This window comes from Pandoraea pnomenusa (genome assembly GCF_000767615.3).
Taxonomy (GTDB): Bacteria; Pseudomonadota; Gammaproteobacteria; order Burkholderiales; family Burkholderiaceae; genus Pandoraea; species Pandoraea pnomenusa.
Window position 1 is genome coordinate 3,829,901 of record NZ_CP009553.3, and the last position, 18,206, is coordinate 3,848,106.

Below are 18,206 nucleotides of genomic sequence, written 5' to 3' on the forward strand. Positions count from 1 at the left end.
GCCTTGTTGTCCCAACGTCGCAAAGTCGGGCCAACGCGGCCCATCCAGCCTATGCGGCCTATGCGGCCACGTACGACGTCTTCACGGTCGTGTAGAACTCGACTGCGTAGCGGCCTTGCTCGCGCGCCCCGTAGCTCGACGCCTTGCGTCCACCGAACGGCACGTGATAATCGCCGCCGGCCGTCGAGACATTGGTCATCGTCATGCCTGCCTGCGCGTGCCGCTTGAAGTGATTCGCATACTTCAGCGACGTGGTGCAGATGCCGGCTGACAGGCCGAACTCTGTATCGTTCGCGAGCGCGAGCGCGTGCTCGTAGCCATCGGCCGGGATCACGCAGGCGACCGGACCGAAAATCTCCTCGCGCGCGATGCGCATGTCGTTGTGGGCATCCACGAAGAGCGCGGGCGAAAGGTAGTGACCCGGGGTGGCGCGCGTCAGCTGCTCGCCGCCAAACGCCAGCGTTGCCCCTTCCTCCTGACCGATGGCGATGTACTCGAGATCCGTGCGCAATTGCGCGTCGCTCACGACTGGCCCGATATGGGTCGACGGATCGCGCGCGTCGCCTACACGCAACGTCGCCAGCCGCGCCGTCAACGCTTCGACGAAGCGCCGATGAATACGCTTGTCGACGATCAGGCGGCTTGACGCGGTACACCGCTGCCCGGTCGAATAGTAGGCGCCCTGCACCGCACATTCGACCGCAACGTCAAGATCGGCGTCTTCGAGCACGATCAGCGGATTCTTGCCGCCCATCTCCATCTGCACCTTGGCAAGACGCGACGCGGCGCTCATCAGCACACTCTTGCCGGTCGCCACCGAACCGGTGAAGCTGATGCCGTTCACGTCGTGCGATTCGAGCAATGCCTGACCGACGTCGCGCCCACGTCCCATCACGAGATTGAACGCGCCGGCGGGCAGCCCCGCACGGCTGATGATCTCGGTCAGTGCCCATGCCGACGCCGGCACGAGGTCGGCGGGCTTGAACACGACCGTGTTGCCATGCGCGAGCGCGGGTGCGATCTTCCACGCCGGTATGCCGAGCGGGAAGTTCCACGGTGTGATGATGCCGACGACCCCGAGCGGCTCACGCGTGACATCGACGGTGATCCCGGAGCGCAGCGACGGGACGTGTTCGCCCCCCGCACGCAATGCCTCCCCGGCGAAAAACTTGAAGATCTGCCCCGCACGCGCGGCCTCGCCAACGGCCTCGGGCAGCGACTTGCCTTCCTCGCGCGCCAGCAGTTCGCCGAGCACCTGCTTGCGCGCGAGCAGTTCGCTGCCGATCGCGTCCAGCGCGTCGGCGCGCGCCTGTGGCGTGGCTTGCGCCCATACCGGTCCCGCCTCGCGCGCTGCGGCAATGGCGTCGCGCGCGCTCGACGCATCGCCGCGAGCGTACTCGCCGACGACGTCGTTCGTATCGGATGGATTGATGTTCGCGGTCGCCGCCGCCCCCGGCACCCATGTGCCGTTGATGTAGTTCGGTTGCATTCCCGCCACCTCAGGCCGCACGTGCCGAGCGAATCGATTCGACGAGTACCGCCAGCCCTTCTGCGAACACCTCATCCTCGATCGTGAGCGGGAAGAGGAAGCGGATGACGTTGGCGTGAACCCCGCAGATGAGCAACAGCAAACCGCGCCTGAGCGCCTCGGCCTGCACGCGACGCGTCATGTCGGCGTCCGGCGCGCCAGTGCCTGCATCGCCGAACTCCACGGCGATCATGGCGCCGAGTCCGCGCACGTCGACGATGCCCGGCACCTCAGCGCGCAACCCCGCAAGTACACAGGTCAACTGATCGCCCAGCACCGACGCACGCTCGGCCAACCCTTCTTCCTCGATCACATCGATCGCAGCGAGCGCAGCGGCGCAAGCGAGCGGGTTTCCCGCATAGGTGCCGCCGATGCCGCCCGGGCCCGCGGCGTCCATCAACTCGGCACGCCCGGTCAGGGCCGAGAGCGGAAAGCCGCCGGCAAGGCTTTTGGCCATCGTGACGAGATCGGCATCGACATCGTGATGCGACAGCGCGAACGGCTTGCCCGTGCGCGCGAAGCCCGTCTGCACTTCGTCCACCACCAGCAGAATGCCGTGCTTGTCGCACAACGCGCGCAGGCTCGTCACGAAAGCCGGGGGCGCCACATAGAAGCCGCCTTCGCCCTGCACCAGTTCGATGAAGATGGCGGCGACGCGGCGCGGATCGACATCGGTCTTGAACAGGGATTCGATTGCGGCGATGCTGTCATCCACGCTCACCCCGTGCAGGGCCACCGGGTACGGGGCGTGAAACACCTCTGCCGGCATCGGCCCGAAACCCTGCTTGTAGGGCGCGACCTTGCCCGTGAGCGCCATGCCCATCATCGTGCGACCGTGGAAGGCGCCCGAGAAAGCGATGATCGCGCTGCGCCCCGTGGCGGCACGCGCTACCTTGATGGCGTTCTCCACCGCTTCGGCCCCAGTCGTGAACAACGCCGTTTTCTTGGCGAACTTGCCCGGGGTAATGTCGTTGAGCCGCTCGCACAGCGCCACGTACCCCTCGTACGGCGTGACATGAAAGCAGGTGTGGTGAAACTGCTCGAGCTGCGCCTGCACGGCGGCCACGATGCGAGGGTGTCGATGACCGGTCGCCAACACGGCAATGCCGCCCGCGAAATCGATGAAGCGATTGCCTTGCACGTCCCAGATCTCGGCGTTCCAGGCACGGGCCGTGAAGTGCTGCGTCATGACGCCAATGCCTTTGGCGCAGGCGGCGTCCTTGCGCGCCTGAAGCGATGCGTTGCTGCGGGCTGAATTCAACATGAGGAGTATCTCGTCAAGAATGCATGCCGGTCGGCGCCGGCGGTTCGTATGCCGATGATGGCGGGGCCAGTGTAGATTTGTCGTGAAAATTTTGCAATTAATTTTCATTAATGTGAAAATCAGAACAAAATTTTCCGCATGATGATGTCGGCCTGTCCTGGTAAAGCGCTTCCGACGCCCATGCGCCGGCAACACCGGCGCGTCGGCTAGAATTCGGGACGCGACGCGCGCGAGCGAGTCGTTTGCGCAACATGTTGGGGATCGGGATGCCAGTACACAGGAAATCGGGGAATACATCGCGCGGCAAGACCGGAGGATCCGGGGAAGCCGCCGGGCAGACGGGCTCGCGGGCCAAGCGGGTGCCGGTCGCGCACACGCGAGCGGTCATCGACCAGTCAACGATGCGCGACAGCGCGCTCGCGTCCGGCGATGCCGACGATGCGGCACCGCTCGACTGGATCGGCCCCGAGATCAAGAGCCTGCGCAAGGCACGTGGCTTGTCGTTGCAGGGCCTGTCCGCGCTTTGCGGCAAATCGATCGGGTTCCTGAGTCAACTCGAGCGCGGCAAGAGCAAACCCACCGTCGGCGCGCTGCACGACGTGGCGGCAGCGCTCGGCGTGCAGGTCAGTTGGTTCTTTCCCCACGGCGAGAGCGCCGAGCCTTCCGACGGCGGCGTGGTCGTGCGGCGCGAACGGCGCCGCCAGCTGACGTTCGACTCCGGCATCGCCGACTACCTGCTGTCTCCCAACCTGAGCGGTCAGCTCGAACTGCTTTGGTCGGTGATGGCGCCAGGGTCGGACAGCGGCGACGCCTACCAGCACCGGGGGGAGGAAGGCGGCGTCGTCATCAAAGGCACGCTCGAACTGTGGGTCGGCGATCAGCACTTCTTGCTCGAAGAGGGCGACAGTTTCACGTTCGGGAGTCACACCCCGCATCGATATCGCAACCCGGGTAACGCACCTGCCGAAATCGTGTGGGTCGTCACTCCGCCCTCGTATTGACCGTTGCCCGCGGGCCGCGATCTGAGCTGCCCGCCCCTCGTCCACTCACCCACTCGCCCACTCGCTCCCTACCGCCTCTCCGACAGCCCGGCCCTGCGCCGGGCTTTTTTTTCCGGCACCCGAATTCGCGCCCGCCGGACGCGCCTGCGCGATCGTGCGCAACGCCCCGTGCCACGCGGTTTTCGGGGCAGCGACTCACGGTCGCCCACAAAAATCACTTTCCCTGAATGAAACTTTTCCGTTACGATGATTTCATGTGAATCATGCGTATTCATATAGAATACATCCATTCGACGAACCTGGCGGATGGATGCAGCCCTTACCGGCCCCCGGGGCCGATTCTGGAGACGTCCGTCATGGCCGCCGTGCCTTCTGAAATTGCCGATCATCGCGATGCGCCTCCGAGTGCGCGTCATCCCGATGTCCTGATGCGTCCGGAGCGTCTGGCCGCGTTGCAGCCGAGTCGTCTGTCGATGACGCGCAGCTTCATGCGTCAGGCGGTCGACGAGCGGTGGGATATCCAGCGACTGGCCTTCGACATCGACGCGCAGTCACGCGGCACTGCGCACTACCGCATCGATGCGAACGGCGTGCCGCTCGATTTCGTGTTGAGTTCGTTCGAGTATCAGGAAGCGGGACGGACCGGTCGCATCATCGGGCGCGCGTGGGACATGATGGGCGGACTGCTCGACGGCCCGGCCACCGACGCGCAGATCGCGCAAACCCGCGTCGAACTGCCCAAGCTGTACGAGGGACGCGCCACGCCGAACACCCTCACGTGGGCGCGCGCCAATCGCAGCTCGCGCGTGTTCGCCCATGCGGTCGAGGCTCTGGCCCGCGGCCAGCAACCGGACATCGCGACGGTGGCCCAGGTCTGCTATCTGATGCGCAACACGGGCATCGACGGCAACGGCACGTTCGGGACACGCTCGTACAAAGCGCTGGAGCGCCGCCATCCGCTTCGCAAGACGCTGGCCGCGCAAATGGCGTCGGCCTACATGATGCGAGTGTTCGCGGTGGACCTCGTGAACCGCCTCGCCCGGGCGCGCTCGTCCCAGGCCGTGGAACTCTCGCCCGAATATCAGCAGTTTCTGGGCATTGGCAACGGATCCGCGCTGGGACTTATCTTCTTCCTGCACAATCATCCGCATCTGATCAACCGCTGGCTCACCGCACGCGAGCAGGCCGTCGTCGCCGCCAAGTCGCTCAAGGTCGACGCCGGCAGCCCGGTCGTGCTGCATCTGCGCAATCTGCTCGACCGCGCGATCGCGTTCCGGCGCGAAGACCGCATGGAGTACGAGCATTTCGCGCCGAGCGCCCTGGTCGCCAGCGAACTGGCCAAGGCACGTGAGGACGTCGACACGCTGTATCGCACCGGCCTCGTGCGCGGCCGGCGCACGACGTACCCCCTGAACGTGCTCGCCGATGTGCTCGAAGGCGAAATCCATATCGAAGCGCACGAGACACTTCTGGCGCTGTACATCGAACTCGTGCCGGAACTGGCGGACCGACTGGTAGCCGACGTGCTCGATGTCGAGGAAGAGATGCCGGTGCAACCGGAAATGACCGCAGGGTATCTGCGTGACATCCTTCACGCCGAGTATGCATGGGCGCTGGCGATGGACCTGACGACCGAGGCCTCGCGCCGCTACGTCTGGTACAAGTCGGCGACGGCCGAGGAACCGCGGCGCGGCCCCCGCGAGGAAGTGGGCGACGCGCATCAGCTCGGCCTGGACCTGCCGCGCTACGTGCAGCAACTCGAACAGGTGCTGGCCGGGGTGCCCCCACGGACCCGCATGGCGCACGTGCTGCTTCGCCATCCGCACCTGCGCGCCATTGTGGCCCGCATCCAGTCGCTGCGCGGGCTGCCGTATCACTCGCCGCAAATGAACATCATGGGCGAGGACTTCATCCCGATTCACATCGTGCGCCTGCTCAACGTCGCGATTCACGGCGTGGATCGCCCACGCGACTATCTCGGTCGCAATCTGCGCGGCGTGTTGTTCCTGGGTGCGCCCACGCCCGACGCAATTCGCGCGGGCACCGATCACGACTGGTTCTGCCCTCTGGAGCCCAAGCAATGAGTTCGACCTGCACCACCATGACAGGCACGCTGCAAGTCAGCCTGCGCGAAGCCCGCCTCACCCTCGATCGCGCGCTGTTGGAGACCGGCATGCCTTACGGCTTCAATCATGCGGTGCGCGAATGCGTTCTCGTGTCGGAGGCCTGTCGCGCCGCCCGATCAGCGGCCGCGCCAACCACCACGTCAACCACCACGTCAACCACCGCATCGGCCGATGCAACGGGCGCGGTGCACGAACCGGGCGGATTCCGGCTTTTCATGGACCGCTACGACAGTCTTCGCCAGGCGAGACCGGACGCGCTGCAGGTCGCGCCGGCGACACTGGCGGACCCGGTGCGGGTCGACTGCGGCGCTCAGCACGCGTGGGTGGTTGCGCAGATGCTGCTTGACCTGCTGCTCGCGGAACACGCCGAGCGCGAGGCGACATCGCTCGAAGCGGTAAACGTGACCGATGCACAAGAGTTGCAGGCAATCGAGTGGCTCGCCCAGCGACATGGCGCGATGGTGCGCGTACACGTCGCGCCGCACGACGCGCGCGCCACGCTCACGTTGCAGGCACGCCGACTCCCGCCAAAAGACGCGGCGGACGACGCCCTGCGCAGCATCATCCACCATGGTATGCCGGTCGATGCCACGCTCTGGTGGTCGATGTACCACCTTGCGTTGGGCGCGCTGGCGCCGGACAACGTGGTCTCGCGCCGCCATGCGGGCGCGAACATCGTCGACGAGACCGGCACGGTCATCGGCCGTCCCACTGACGACGACACCGACTTCTCGCTGCTCACCCGCATCGACACGAAAACCGCCGCGACGGGCAAGACGCCCGCCTGAGCACGCGGTTCGGGTGGGTGACGAGACCCGAACCACGAGAAGCGACATCAACCGACATTCGAATCAAACATCGCGCCCGGGGCAACGGGCCGACGGCGCGTTCCTCTGGAGCCATGGCAATGATTATCGACGGTCTGCAATGCGGTCACTTCGACCGCGAGGTGTTCGAAAGCCTCAAGAAGGGCAATATCGGATGCGTGACTAACACGCTCGGATTCTGGGAAGGTACGGTGGCCTCGATGGACGCCATCGTCAAGTGGCGCAACATGGCGATGGCCAACGCCGACGTTTTCGGTATCGCCACGACGGCAGCCGAAATCGAGGCGCTCATCGCCCAGGGCAAGGTCGCCGTGCTCATGGGCTTCCAGAACACGGACCACCTCGAAGGCCGCATCGGCTATGTCGAACTGTTCGCCGACATGGGGGTGCGCGTGATGCAGCTCACATACAACAATCAGAACAGCCTGGGCGGTAGCTGCTACGAAGCGCACGACTCCGGCCTGGCGCGATTCGGCAAGGAAGTCATTCGCGAAATGAATCGTGTTGGCGTGCTGATCGACGTCTCGCACGTGGGCAACAAGACGTCGCTCGAAGCGATTCGGTATTCGGAGAAACCGGTCGCGATCACCCACGCCAATCCGGATTCCGTCTTCCCGCACAAGCGCAACAAGACCGACGACGTTCTGCACGCGCTTCGCGAGAACGGCGGCGTGATCGGCTGCGCGGCGTATCGCAATATCGCGGGGGACTATTTCTGCCTGACGGTGCGTAACTGGTGCGAGCTGGTAGCGCGAACCGTGGATATCGCCGGCATCGATCACGTAGCCATCGGCACCGATCGCAGCCACAACACGACTCAGGTCGACCTCGACTGGATGCGCATGGGTCACTGGACGCGAGGCGTCGACTACGGCGCGGGATCGGCGGCGCGTCCGGGCAAGGCCGCGCGCCCGGAGTGGTTCCAGGAAGTGCACCAGCTCGGCGACGTGCATGGTGGCCTGCGCGAAGTCGGCTTCTCCGAGGCCGAAGTGGACAAGATCACGCACGGCAATTGGCTGCGCGTGTATCGCGAGGTATTCGGCGGCTGACGCCGGCGAATGCGGCGAGACAATGAATTGACGAATGAAGATGCGAGGAGTCGCGTGAAATGAACGGTGCCGATGTCTTGTGCGATACCCTGCTGGCAGGCGATATCGACGTCTGTTTCGCCAATCCCGGCACGTCGGAGATGCACTTCGTCGCCGCGCTCGATCGCAAGCCTGCCATGCGTTGCGTGCTGGGCCTATTCGAAGGCGTGGTGACCGGCGCCGCGGACGGCTACGCCCGCATGGCCGACAAGCCCGCGGCCACGCTGCTGCATCTCGGACCCGGGCTCGCCAACGGCCTCGCGAACCTGCACAACGCGAGACGGGCGGGCTCGCCGGTCGTCAATATCGTCGGCGATCACGCCACGTACCACCTGCCTCACGACGCACCCCTCACCAGCGACATCGAATCGCTGGCGGGGCCCATGTCGGCATGGGTCGGCCGTATCGCCGCCAGCGACGATGTCGGCGAGCAGGCCGCGCGGGCGATTGCGGCCTCGCGCGCGAACGGCGGTGGTGTGGCGACGTTGATCCTGCCCGCCGATGCCGCATGGGGCGAGACGACGCGCACGGCGCCGCGCGTACCGCCCGCGACACACGCCGGCCTGCCCGACGACTCGGTGTTGAGTGACGTTGCCGCACGGTTGCGCAATGGTCGCCGCACCCTGCTGCTGATCTCCGGCAAGGGACTGCGCGCCGATGCCCTCGCCGTCGCGGGGCGCATTGCCCAGTCGACGGGGGCGCGCTTGCTGGCGCAGCAGTCGAACGCTCGTATCGAGCGCGGCGCCGGTCGCGTGCCGATCGAGCGTGTGCTCTACAACATCGACGCCTGTGTGGCCGATCTGGCGGACATCGATCAACTCGTGCTGGTCGGCGCACGTGCCCCCGTGGGGTTCTTCGCGTATCCGGGCAAGCCCAGCGACATGCTGCCCGCCGGCTGCGAGGTCATCCGGTTCACGCAACGCGATCACGACGCACTGGCCTCGCTGCAGGCACTGGCCGAGCGGCTTGGCGTCAAGGCCGATGCGCCGGTGACGCTGGCGGCGCCGGCGACACCGGAACGACCGGTCGGCGCGCTCACGCCGGCGAGCATCGCAGCCGTGGTCGGGCGGCACCTGCCGGAAGGCGCAATCGTCTGCGACGAGGCGATTACGTCCGGGCATGCGTTCTTCAAGCACACGTCGGGCGCGGCACCGCACGACTTCCTGGCCCTCACCGGCGGGGCCATCGGCTCGGGCATGCCAATGGGCACGGGCGCCGCGATCGCCTGCCCCGAGCGAAAGGTCGTTTGCCTTCAGGCGGACGGCAGCGGCATGTTCACGCTCCAGGCACTCTGGACGCAGGCGCGCGAACGGCTGGACATCGTGACGATCGTCTTCGCGAATCGCGGCTATGCGATTCTGCACAACGAACTCAAGCAAGTGGGCGCCGGCGTGGCCGGTCACAACGCGCGCCGGATGCTCGACGTGGTCGACCCCACGCTCGACTGGGTCCGGCTCGCGGCGGGCATGGGTGTCGAAGCGGCATGCGTGGACACCCTCGCGGCGTTCGACGACGTATTCGCCATGGCCATGCGCCGGCGCGGTCCTTTCGTGATCGAGGCGCGTATCTGACACTGAACGAATGACGACGGCGGCGCCGCGCACGCACCGTCAACCGGGCACTGCAACCTTCCGAGCCGCCGCAAGCGGCTCTTTTTTTATCCCGCGCCCCGGGGCGCGCGGAACAAAAAAATGCGCCCGAGGGCGCATTTCGTGTCGCGAGGCATCCGCCGCGCGGCCGGCGGCGATCTCAGAACGTGTGGCGCACCCCGAATTGAACGCCTGTCGTGCTGTCCCCTGCATCGGGACGGTTAAGCAGGTTCCCACCCGGCGCCTGGGCCGCCCCCAGCGCATATCGAAGGCCCTTCGAATTGGTGATGTACGCGGCCGACGCGTATAGCGTCGTGCGTTTTGAAAGCGAATGCAGGTACATCAGGCCGAAGTGGTTCGCGTGCCCCTTGCCGGGAAAGACGGCCGCGTCGCTGTTTGCCGCGTCCGCTTTCACGTCGATGTAGGTGTAGCCAACGCTCAACTGATCCGCCGGCGTGATGAACCATGCCGCGCTCACCGAATACAGATCCTTGTTGATCGTGTCGTCCGACTGCTTGTTCTTGAAGTAGCCGAGGTACAGACGGAACGGCTTGATGTCGTAGCTACCGCCGATCGCGTACTGACGATCGACCACGCCCTTGTAGGCGTTCGGCGCACTGACGAGCGGACGCGCTTCCACATAACCCGCCAGGAAATACACGCCATTGCCGCGGTAATCGACCGCGACCTGCGACGACGTGCCATTCGCCTTGTTCTGTGCATCGTTGCCCAACGCGTGATGCAATTCGGCTCGCCAGCCCGCCACGCGCGGCGTCGCGATCATGATGTCATTCGAATTGCGGAAGTTGTAACCCGATTCCGTCCCCAGACCAGCGCCGTATGTACCGCCGTAGAAAGCGGCGATACTGCCGAGGAACATGAAGAAAACGCTGTTCTGCTGGCCGATGCGGAACTCGCCGTAATTCTCGTGGCTCAACCCCACCCACGCCTGGCGGTTGAACATGCCCCCGGTCACCGAACCCGTGCCATTGTTCATGTTGAAGCCGTTCTCGAGCTGAAAGTTGGCCTTCCATCGTCCGCCCAGGCCTTCCGAGCCGCGCATCCCCCAGCGCGAAACCTGCAGACCGCCGCTATCGACGCCGTACGCCGATCGTCCGCTGCTGAAGATGCCGGTGACATACGTGTCGATCACCCCGTACAACTGAATGCTGGTCTGCGCCTGCGCCGAAGCGGCGAAGGCCGACACGCCGGCCGCGAGACAAATCGATGCTGCGCGGGCCGTCAGGCCGCTGCCGACTCCCGGAACTCCCGGAACTCCCGTCGTTTTCATGATCCTGCTCCTTGCTGATGTGTGCTCTGGTAACTCGCTCGCGCGAGGCTTGCTCTCAGGGCACGGCAACCGGGCGGGCTTGTCTTGTGTTTTGCGTCCCGTGCGCCACGTCGTGCGCAGAACGAGCGCTGCCCAACGCCTTTGCACAGGCAAAGGCGCTCCCACCGCCCCTCGTGAAGGGGGCGTTATCTGGAACTGAAGCCTGACTTATTGGGAACAATGACCGGACGAGGCCGCAAGTCCACATCCGGCCGGGATTCACCCGGTCAGTCGCTCAACACATGCGTGTGAACCGGATCCCAATGAATCGGATGACGACTGCCGACCGTCACCCCCTGCATGTCGATGTTCGGCACTTTCACGCGCAGCGGCAGGCCCGCGCTGTGTCCGATCACCAACGCGCTGTCGCCGTAGTGAATGACGTTCGTCACCTCCAGCTGCGCATCCTTCACACCAGCCGAGCAGGCGGTGCCACCGCCCGTCCCCAGGCGGATCCATTCGGGACGAAGCAGCAGCGACACCGCCGAGCCCGCAATCTTCTCGCACGTCGCGGCACGCACGCTGCCCAGTGCCGGCGAGGCATATTCCCCCTTGGCCGCGTCGACCACGCTCACCTCGATGAAGTTGCTCTCGCCGATGAATTCGCCGACAAACCGCGTGCAAGGCGCCCCGTACAGATCCAGCGGCGCGGCGAACTGCTCCACCCGGCCGGCGTTGAACACCGCGATGCGATCGGACATCGTCATCGCCTCGCCCTGGTCGTGCGTGACGAAAACCGTCGTCATGCCCAGCTCGGTGTGCAGGCGCTTGATCTCGATCTGCATCTGCACGCGCAGGTTCTTGTCGAGCGCGGAGAGTGGCTCGTCGAGCAACAGCACATCAGGCTCGAACACCAGCGCCCGCGCAAGCGCCACGCGTTGCTGCTGGCCACCGGAGAGCTGCGACGGCATTCGCGCCCCGTGCTGGCCAAGGCCGACGATGTCGAGCGCGCGCTGTGCGCGCCTGACCTGGTCCGCCGTATTGACCTTTCGCATGCGCAGCGGAAACGCGACATTCTGCGCTGCCGTCATGTGCGGAAACAATGCATAGCTCTGGAACACCAGGCCGATATTGCGCTGATGCACGGGGATCTGCACCAGCGAGCGGCCGTTGACTCGAATGTCGCCTGCCGTCGGCGTCTCGAATCCTGCGATCATCGACAACGTGGTCGTCTTGCCCGAGCCGCTCGGCCCGAGAAACGTGACGAACTCGCCGCGGCGGATCTCGAGATTGACGTCGTCCACGACGCGGTGAACACCGTCGTACGACTTGCACAGGCGACTGACATGCAGGTACGCATCGGTCAGCGTGGGAGACGCCGCACTGGCACTGGCCATGACACCGGCGGAATGCATCGACTTCATAAACATGGATACCTCTGTGACATAGAGCGGGACAGTGTCGTCAAACAACGGCGACCGCCTGCATGGCCGAGCGCTGCAGCGCTGCCTGACGACGTGCCTTCACACGTCGCACCACCATCGGCGTCAACGAGCCGATCACCACCAGCGCCAGCAACAGCGTCGAGACCACCGAAATCACGGGGTCGGCCTGCGTGCGCAAGCTGTCGAACATCTTGCGCGGCAGCGTCGACACGTCGCGTCCGGAGATGAACAGCGAGACGATCGCCTCGTCGAACGAGTGGATGAACGCGAACATGCCAGCAGCGAGAAAGCCGGGGCGCAGCACCGGGAACGTCACCAGCCAGAAGGCCTGCAACGGCGTGGCGCCGCAGTTGGCGGCGGCTCGCTCCAGCGTGCGGTCGTAGCCGCGCAGACTCGCCGACAGGATCAGGTAGGCAATGGGCGTCGACAGGCACGTGTGCGCCAGGATCACGCCGAGATACGTCTGCGTCAGCCTCAACGTTCCGAAGTAATAGAAGTACCCCAGCGCGACCACAATGTTCGGCACCGTCAACGGCAGCAGAATGAGAAGGCTGCCAAATGCACGACCGCGAAACTCGTACCGCACCAGCGCAAACGATGCCGGAATGACCAGCGCGAGCGTGAGCGCCGCCGTTCCCAGCCCGATCAGCAGACTGTTGATGGCGGGTCCGGTCCACGTCGGGTCCGCGAAGAAGGCGGCGTAATAATGCGTCGACCAGGCGGGCGGCGGGAACTGGAACGACTCCGACGCCGAGAACGACATCGGAATGACGACCAGCAGCGGCGCGCCGATCAGGATCGCCATGACGACGGCAAAGCACTTGAGCGCCTTCATTTGCCTTTGCTCCAGAGTTTGTCGAGCCCGAAGAATCGGTTGTAGAGCGCATACAGGCTGAGCGTCGTGCATGCGAGCACCACGGCCATCGCGGAAGCGTCACCGAAGTTGCCGAACTCTTCCATCTGCTGTCCGATCAGTCCCGCCATCATCTGCTCGCTCGGGCTGCCCAGCAGTACCGGCATGACATAGAAGCCGAGCGAGACGATGAACACCATCGTGCAGCCGTTGACGACGCCAGGCAGTGAGAGCGGCAGGAACACCGCCCGAAACGCCGCGAAACGGTTCGCCCCCAGATTGGCCGCCGCCTTGACCAGCGCCGGGTCGATCTTCTTCATGACCGAGTACAACGTGATGGTCATGAGCGGAAGGAGCGCGTGCACCATCCCGAGCGTGGACGAGAAGCGGGTGAACAGCAGCTCTGGCGGCGTCTGCACCCCCAGCATCCGGAACAGCCCGACGATCGGGCCGCTGTTGCCGAGGATGATCATCCACGCATAGCTCCGAACGAGGAAGCTCGTCCAGTAACTCATGCCGACGACGAGCAGAATGCCGGCGCCGAACCGCGCCGTCGCCTGTGCCAGGCAGTAGGCAAGCGGGTAGCCCAGCACGAGACAGCACGCGGTCACGAGCAGCGACGTGAGGAACGTCATGCCCAACACGCGAAGATAGAACGGGTCCGCAAAGAAGTGCACGTAGTTGGCAAAGCCCGGCGTCGGTTCGGTGAAGCTCAGCCAGAGCACCTGGGCGAGCGGCATGAGAAAGAACGCCGTCAGGAACGCGGCCAGGGGGGCCAGCAGGAGATAAGGGCGAAGCTTGTGCATGACGCGCAGCCCCGGTTACCGGACGACGAACTGATCGAAGCGACGCGACAGCTCGTTGAGTTGCGGACCCATCCTGGCCAGATCCTGCTCGAAGGTCAGCCGATAATTCGCCGGATAGGTCGGCATGCCCTTGGCTTGCGCGTCGGGGATGAACTGGAACACGCGCTGATCGACCGGGCTGTAATCGGCTTGCATGCAGAACTTGGCCAGTCGTTCGGCCTTGAGCGCCGATGCGATGAACTGCCAGGCCTGCTTGGCCCGCGGCGTGCCTTTGGACACGACCCAGTACGCCCGGTCGATCTCACCCTGGTTCCACACCAGCTCCACCGGGGCGTTCTGACGAATCAGCGACAACGCTCGGCCATGCCAGATTGCCACGGCGTTGACCTCGCCGTCGCGCAGCAGTTGTTGCGACTGTTGTCCCTGCGTCCACCAGACACGCACGTCTTTCTTGATGCGATCGAACGACTTGAACGCGCGATCGAGATCCATCGGGTAGAGCTTGCCCGCCGGCACGCCGTCGGCGAGCAGCGCGAGCGGCACGACACGTGCCGCGTAGCGTTGCAGGCTCCTCGGTCCGGGAAATCGCTGCGTATCCCAGAACTCGGCCCAGTTCTGCGGTCCGCCGTTGGGGAACTTGTCCTTGCGCGAAGCGATGACGGTCGCGAACGCATGCGTAGCGATCCCACTCATGTAAGCCTGCCCCGGCGGCAGTTGCTTCATGTCGATGATGCTCGTGTCGATCTTTTCCACGAGGCCGGCTTCGACGGCGCGAATCAGCTCGCCGCCGCCAAGCGTCGTGACGTCGAATTCATACACCCCCGTGCGCGCCTGTGCGGCAAGCTTGGCGTACGAGACCGGCGAGACCGTGCGGATGGGGATGCCGGTATCCCGGGTGAAGGGCTCGAACAGATGCGCTGCGGCGGCCTTCTCCCAGTCGCCCCCCAAGTATTGACGAACAACGGGTCGGCGGCGCGCGCCGTGTGAATGAAGGGCGCGGAGACGGCAGCGCCCGCTGCCGCACCCAGAAGCTTGATGACGGAGCGGCGACCCGCCGACGGATTCGATGTTTCGTTCTTCACATGTTCCTCGCAATCTACTCAACGCTCCGGGGAGCGATCGGGGTGGTACCAATCTGGCGCTTTGCACGTATTAGAATTTAAATTGGTCACATCAAATAGTGCCGATCATTGAATGTTTGATGGAACCAATTTACGAGCAACAAACTCGGGTAATCCCTTCTTGCGCCTTATTTTTCCGGTGTTTCGGCAATATCGTGCAGTATTATCGCCCGATGGCATTGTCGTGACGCCGCCAAATTGCACCACACAGGTGCAAATACTTTCATTGTGGGGCCAATCTCGCCCCAAGGTGCCGCCTTCATGCAGATTCTGCTGTCCGATCTGATCCTTCAGCATCTCGAACCAAACGCGGAGATTCCGCGCAACCGGCAGCTGTACAACATCGTGAGAGCGTCGATTCTCGACGGACGTCTGCCGGGCGGCACCCGACTGCCCGCCTCGCGCGATCTTGCACGCGAGTTGGCCATCTCCCGAAACACGGTGCTGTACGCGTACGAGCAGTTGCGCGCCGAGGGCTACGTACGCTCACGCACCGGCGACGGCACGTTCGTGACCGACGCGATTCCGGAGGAGTCCATGGCAACCCGGCCAGGTCGCACGCCCGACGCGCCGCCGGATGCGGAGGTCAACCTCTCGCAACGTGGCCGGGGCCTTATCCTCAACGCGCGAGCGTCGCGGCGTCAGGCCGGTGCCTTCATGCCCGGTGTGCCCGACCTCGACGCCTTTCCGCTCAAGCAATGGACACGTCTGGTCGAGCGGCACTGGCGTCGCCGCACGCCGGAGAATCTGACCTACGGGTATGGCGGCGGTCACCCCGCGCTCAAGAAAGCGCTTGCCCAGCATTTGCGCTCGGCCCGCTCGGTGGCCTGCGAACCCGAGCAGATCATCATCACCGAGGGCATTCATCAGGCGATTCATCTGTGCGTGCAAATGCTCACGGACGTTCGCCACCGCGCCTGGGTGGAAGACCCCGGCTACTGGGGCATTCACAAGGTGCTCCAGGCGTATGGCGTGGAGACGATCTCGATCCCGGTCGACGCGGAAGGGCTCAGTCCTTCGCCCGCCGACTGGCGCAAGCCGCCGCGCCTGATCTTCGTCACGCCCTCGCACCAGTATCCGTTGGGCCATGTGATGTCGCTCGCGCGGCGCCGACAGCTATTGCAGTACGCCCGCAAGCACGACGCGTGGATCGTCGAAGACGACTACGACAGCGAATTTCGCTACGCCGGGCGCCCGATCGCGTCGTTGCAGGGCCTGGAGCCGGGGGCTCGCGTGCTCTATGCCGGCACGTTCAGCAAAACCTTGTTCCCGGGGTTGCGCATCGGCTATCTGGTCGTGCCCAAGGCGATGGTCGAGCCCCTGCAGCTGGGCATCGCGGAACTCTACCGCGAGGGTCGATGGATGGATCAGGCGGTGCTGGCCGACTTCATCGGCGAAGGGTATTATTCCGCGCACATTCGCCGCATGCGGCTCATCTACGGTCGGCGGCGGGCATTGCTTCAGGACGCCATCCGCCGGCACATGGGAGATGCGCGGCTCATATCCGCCGACAGCAATGCGGGCTTGCACCTGACGGTCAGGCTCGCGCCCGAGGTCGACGACGTCTCGCTGTCCGCACGTGCTCAGGAACTCGGCCTGATCGCATTGCCGCTGTCCCGCTATTATCTGGAGCAGCCGCCGCTGCGCGGACTCGTGCTCGGCTACGGATGCGTGCCTGACGACGACATCGAGCCGTCTCTGGCCAGACTCGCATCGCTGCTGGCGTGAGCCCATGCCGGACGAATGCTGCCCTGAACCCTTTCGACTCCGATGGATGTTGCGTGAACAAGAAGCCTGATCCTGCCGGCACGCCCGATGCCACCGACGACAAGCGCGACGACGAAGGCGGCGTGCGGCCGTTGTCGTCGGCGCTCAAGACACTGGAAGTGCTCGACGCGCTGGGCGAGTCGGTGAGCCCGATGCGCCTGGTGGACCTGACGCGCGTCGTCGGCGCAAGTCGCGCGACGGTTTATCAACGCCTGCTCACGCTCGTACGGGCCGGGTGGGTCGAACTCACGCACGATGGGGCATATCGGTTGAGTCTGCACGCGGCGCGCGTGGGCGACGCCGCGCTCGCCCATGCCAGCCTTGGCGACCGTGCCGAGGCCGTATTGCGAGCGTTGGCCGACACGACCGGCGAGACGGCGTCGTTGGCGGTGGTGGATGACGGGAGCATTCGCATCGCACGCCGTGCCGAACCCCATGGCGTGCTCAAGGCAGAGCTTCGCGTGGGCGCGGTGCTCACGCTCGACGGAAGCGCGTCGGGGCGCATTCTCGCCGCGTTCCTGCCGCAAACGACGCTCGAGACGTTGCTGCGCAATGGCGGCACGCTGGCGGACCCGCATGTGATCGAAGCGGCACGCGCGACCGGTTACGCGACGTCCAGTCAGCGCGACATGCCCGACGTCATGGCCGTAGCCGTGCCCGTCGACGACGCCCAGCAACAATGCTATGCCGCGCTGTCCCTCGTCGGACCGGTGTCCCGCTTCGATGCGCAGGCACTGCTCGGACCGCTTCGCGAGGCTGCCGCGGCGCTGACCGCCATGCATCACCGCCAGCACATCGGCATACGCCGCTAGACCGCCCCCTCGCCGACGCACCGGGCGCTCATCTCGCCACCGGCGCACTCGTCGCAGCGGGCGGGCCCGCCGCGTCGCCGGCCGCGCTCACGGCATTGGCGGTGCCCGAGCCGCCGTCGTCCGCCCCGCGCGCCGCGCCATGCGCCGAGATTCGCCGGTCGAAAAACGCGGCAAGCGCCGGGTCGTTCACCTTGAGATCGAACTGAAGATCATCGACCGCGGAGAAATAGCCGTCGCAAAGGTCCGCCTTCGCGGACTCGGTCGGCTGATCGTCGATGCTGCGCGAGTACACCACGAACTGGCGCTCCACGAGCATCGGCAACTGCGTGCGCAGCAACTCGTCGAAGCGCTCGCGCGCCTGGGAATCCGTGTAGGTTGCCTGCAATTCGGCGCGTACGCGTCGACCTTCGGCCAGATAGTCGCGATGCCGCGCCTGCCATGCGCGCAGGGCCGAATTGCCATGGTCACGTGTCGAAGCGCCATACAACCCGCACTTCTGCACCAGTCGCGCCAACACTTCGCCCACGCCCTCGGGCGACGCGATCGCGGCGCCCATCAGCTCCGCGTCGTTCTTGTACTGCGGCGGCTGGGCCAGCGCGGCCGTCGTGTCGAGCACCATCCAGAGGCACGCCGCGCCTGCGAATGCGCAGGCCGGCAGGCGTCGCAAAATCTTGCCACGTAGTTTCATTGCCGGATCATCGCAATGGCG

The 18,206-nt window shown here is 65.2% G+C and carries 15 protein-coding genes; 7 read left to right on the forward strand and 8 right to left on the reverse strand.

Annotated features, from left to right (window positions below; genetic code table 11):
- Positions 1-58: 58 nt before the first annotated feature.
- Together LV28_RS41155 and gabT are read right to left on the reverse strand one after the other, a co-directional pair.
- On the reverse strand, positions 59-1,489 hold the full coding sequence (locus LV28_RS41155) for an aldehyde dehydrogenase family protein (protein ID WP_038620425.1): 1,431 nt from the start codon (positions 1,487-1,489) through the stop codon (positions 59-61).
- Positions 1,490-1,499: 10 nt separating this feature from the next.
- Positions 1,500-2,792 carry a 4-aminobutyrate--2-oxoglutarate transaminase gene (gene gabT, locus LV28_RS41160; RefSeq protein WP_038620423.1) on the reverse strand — a complete coding sequence of 431 codons (1,293 nt, stop codon included), beginning with the start codon at positions 2,790-2,792 and terminating at the stop codon, positions 1,500-1,502.
- Between the two features lie 266 nt (positions 2,793-3,058).
- Between gabT and LV28_RS41165 the strand changes: the two genes are divergently transcribed.
- The 5 genes from LV28_RS41165 to LV28_RS41185 all read left to right on the forward strand — a co-directional run bounded on the left by LV28_RS41165 (position 3,059) and on the right by LV28_RS41185 (position 9,405).
- Positions 3,059-3,793, forward strand: a complete 735-nt coding sequence (locus tag LV28_RS41165) for a helix-turn-helix domain-containing protein (protein WP_196759348.1) — start codon at positions 3,059-3,061, stop codon at positions 3,791-3,793.
- Between the two features lie 356 nt (positions 3,794-4,149).
- The gene (locus tag LV28_RS41170) at positions 4,150-5,877 is read left to right on the forward strand and encodes a hypothetical protein (protein WP_038620421.1); all 1,728 of its coding nucleotides are present in this window, start codon (positions 4,150-4,152) and stop codon (positions 5,875-5,877) included.
- The gene (locus LV28_RS41175) at positions 5,874-6,707 is read left to right on the forward strand and encodes a hypothetical protein (protein ID WP_038620416.1); all 834 of its coding nucleotides are present in this window, start codon (positions 5,874-5,876) and stop codon (positions 6,705-6,707) included. The genes LV28_RS41170 and LV28_RS41175 overlap by 4 nt, the downstream gene beginning before the upstream one ends.
- Positions 6,708-6,826: 119 nt before the next feature.
- Positions 6,827-7,795: a membrane dipeptidase gene (locus LV28_RS41180; protein WP_038620413.1), complete on the forward strand. Its 969-nt coding sequence runs from the start codon at positions 6,827-6,829 to the stop codon at positions 7,793-7,795.
- 59 nt (positions 7,796-7,854) lie between these two features.
- Complete coding sequence (locus LV28_RS41185; RefSeq protein ID WP_025249521.1) at positions 7,855-9,405, forward strand: acetolactate synthase large subunit; 1,551 nt, start codon at positions 7,855-7,857, stop codon at positions 9,403-9,405.
- 178 nt (positions 9,406-9,583) lie between these two features.
- Here the strand turns inward: LV28_RS41185 and LV28_RS41190 are convergent, their stop codons facing one another.
- From LV28_RS41190 to LV28_RS41210, 5 genes are all read right to left on the reverse strand, one after another.
- Complete coding sequence (locus tag LV28_RS41190) at positions 9,584-10,714, reverse strand: porin (RefSeq protein WP_038620410.1); 1,131 nt, start codon at positions 10,712-10,714, stop codon at positions 9,584-9,586.
- Between the two features lie 266 nt (positions 10,715-10,980).
- Positions 10,981-12,117: an ABC transporter ATP-binding protein gene (locus LV28_RS41195; RefSeq protein WP_160117974.1), complete on the reverse strand. Its 1,137-nt coding sequence runs from the start codon at positions 12,115-12,117 to the stop codon at positions 10,981-10,983.
- A 40-nt stretch (positions 12,118-12,157) separates the two neighbouring features.
- Positions 12,158-12,973, reverse strand: coding sequence for an ABC transporter permease (locus LV28_RS41200; protein WP_025249524.1), 816 nt, complete (start codon positions 12,971-12,973; stop codon positions 12,158-12,160).
- The gene (locus LV28_RS41205; protein WP_038620407.1) at positions 12,970-13,797 is read right to left on the reverse strand and encodes an ABC transporter permease; all 828 of its coding nucleotides are present in this window, start codon (positions 13,795-13,797) and stop codon (positions 12,970-12,972) included. The genes LV28_RS41200 and LV28_RS41205 overlap by 4 nt, the downstream gene beginning before the upstream one ends.
- A gap of 15 nt (positions 13,798-13,812) precedes the next feature.
- The gene (locus LV28_RS41210) at positions 13,813-14,745 is read right to left on the reverse strand and encodes an ABC transporter substrate-binding protein (protein ID WP_218918587.1); all 933 of its coding nucleotides are present in this window, start codon (positions 14,743-14,745) and stop codon (positions 13,813-13,815) included.
- A gap of 434 nt (positions 14,746-15,179) precedes the next feature.
- Between LV28_RS41210 and pdxR the strand changes: the two genes are divergently transcribed.
- Positions 15,180-16,646 (forward strand): MocR-like pyridoxine biosynthesis transcription factor PdxR, encoded by a 1,467-nt coding sequence (gene pdxR / locus LV28_RS41215; protein ID WP_029754210.1) that lies wholly within the window; start codon positions 15,180-15,182, stop codon positions 16,644-16,646.
- 53 nt (positions 16,647-16,699) lie between these two features.
- On the forward strand, positions 16,700-17,497 hold the full coding sequence (locus LV28_RS41220) for an IclR family transcriptional regulator (protein ID WP_048806564.1): 798 nt from the start codon (positions 16,700-16,702) through the stop codon (positions 17,495-17,497).
- Between the two features lie 28 nt (positions 17,498-17,525).
- Here LV28_RS41220 and LV28_RS41225 read toward each other — a convergent pair whose 3' ends face one another.
- The gene (locus tag LV28_RS41225) at positions 17,526-18,185 is read right to left on the reverse strand and encodes a hypothetical protein (protein ID WP_058371679.1); all 660 of its coding nucleotides are present in this window, start codon (positions 18,183-18,185) and stop codon (positions 17,526-17,528) included.
- Positions 18,186-18,206: the final 21 nt, after the last annotated feature.

What these genes read in the sequence shown, in the direction of transcription:
- gabT (WP_038620423.1), bottom strand. Translation starts at nt 2,792, where the DNA reads ATGTTGAATTCAGCCCGCAGCAACGCATCGCTTCAGGCGCGCAAGGAC.
- LV28_RS41175 (WP_038620416.1), top strand. Translation starts at nt 5,874, where the DNA reads ATGAGTTCGACCTGCACCACCATGACAGGCACGCTGCAAGTCAGCCTG.
- pdxR (WP_029754210.1), top strand. Translation starts at nt 15,180, where the DNA reads ATGCAGATTCTGCTGTCCGATCTGATCCTTCAGCATCTCGAACCAAAC.
- LV28_RS41225 (WP_058371679.1), bottom strand. Translation starts at nt 18,185, where the DNA reads ATGAAACTACGTGGCAAGATTTTGCGACGCCTGCCGGCCTGCGCATTC.
- LV28_RS41170 (WP_038620421.1), top strand. Translation starts at nt 4,150, where the DNA reads ATGGCCGCCGTGCCTTCTGAAATTGCCGATCATCGCGATGCGCCTCCG.
- LV28_RS41155 (WP_038620425.1), bottom strand. Translation starts at nt 1,489, where the DNA reads ATGCAACCGAACTACATCAACGGCACATGGGTGCCGGGGGCGGCGGCG.
- LV28_RS41200 (WP_025249524.1), bottom strand. Translation starts at nt 12,973, where the DNA reads ATGAAGGCGCTCAAGTGCTTTGCCGTCGTCATGGCGATCCTGATCGGC.
- LV28_RS41190 (WP_038620410.1), bottom strand. Translation starts at nt 10,714, where the DNA reads ATGAAAACGACGGGAGTTCCGGGAGTTCCGGGAGTCGGCAGCGGCCTG.
- LV28_RS41180 (WP_038620413.1), top strand. Translation starts at nt 6,827, where the DNA reads ATGATTATCGACGGTCTGCAATGCGGTCACTTCGACCGCGAGGTGTTC.
- LV28_RS41185 (WP_025249521.1), top strand. Translation starts at nt 7,855, where the DNA reads ATGAACGGTGCCGATGTCTTGTGCGATACCCTGCTGGCAGGCGATATC.
- LV28_RS41195 (WP_160117974.1), bottom strand. Translation starts at nt 12,117, where the DNA reads ATGAAGTCGATGCATTCCGCCGGTGTCATGGCCAGTGCCAGTGCGGCG.
- LV28_RS41205 (WP_038620407.1), bottom strand. Translation starts at nt 13,797, where the DNA reads ATGCACAAGCTTCGCCCTTATCTCCTGCTGGCCCCCCTGGCCGCGTTC.
- LV28_RS41165 (WP_196759348.1), top strand. Translation starts at nt 3,059, where the DNA reads ATGCCAGTACACAGGAAATCGGGGAATACATCGCGCGGCAAGACCGGA.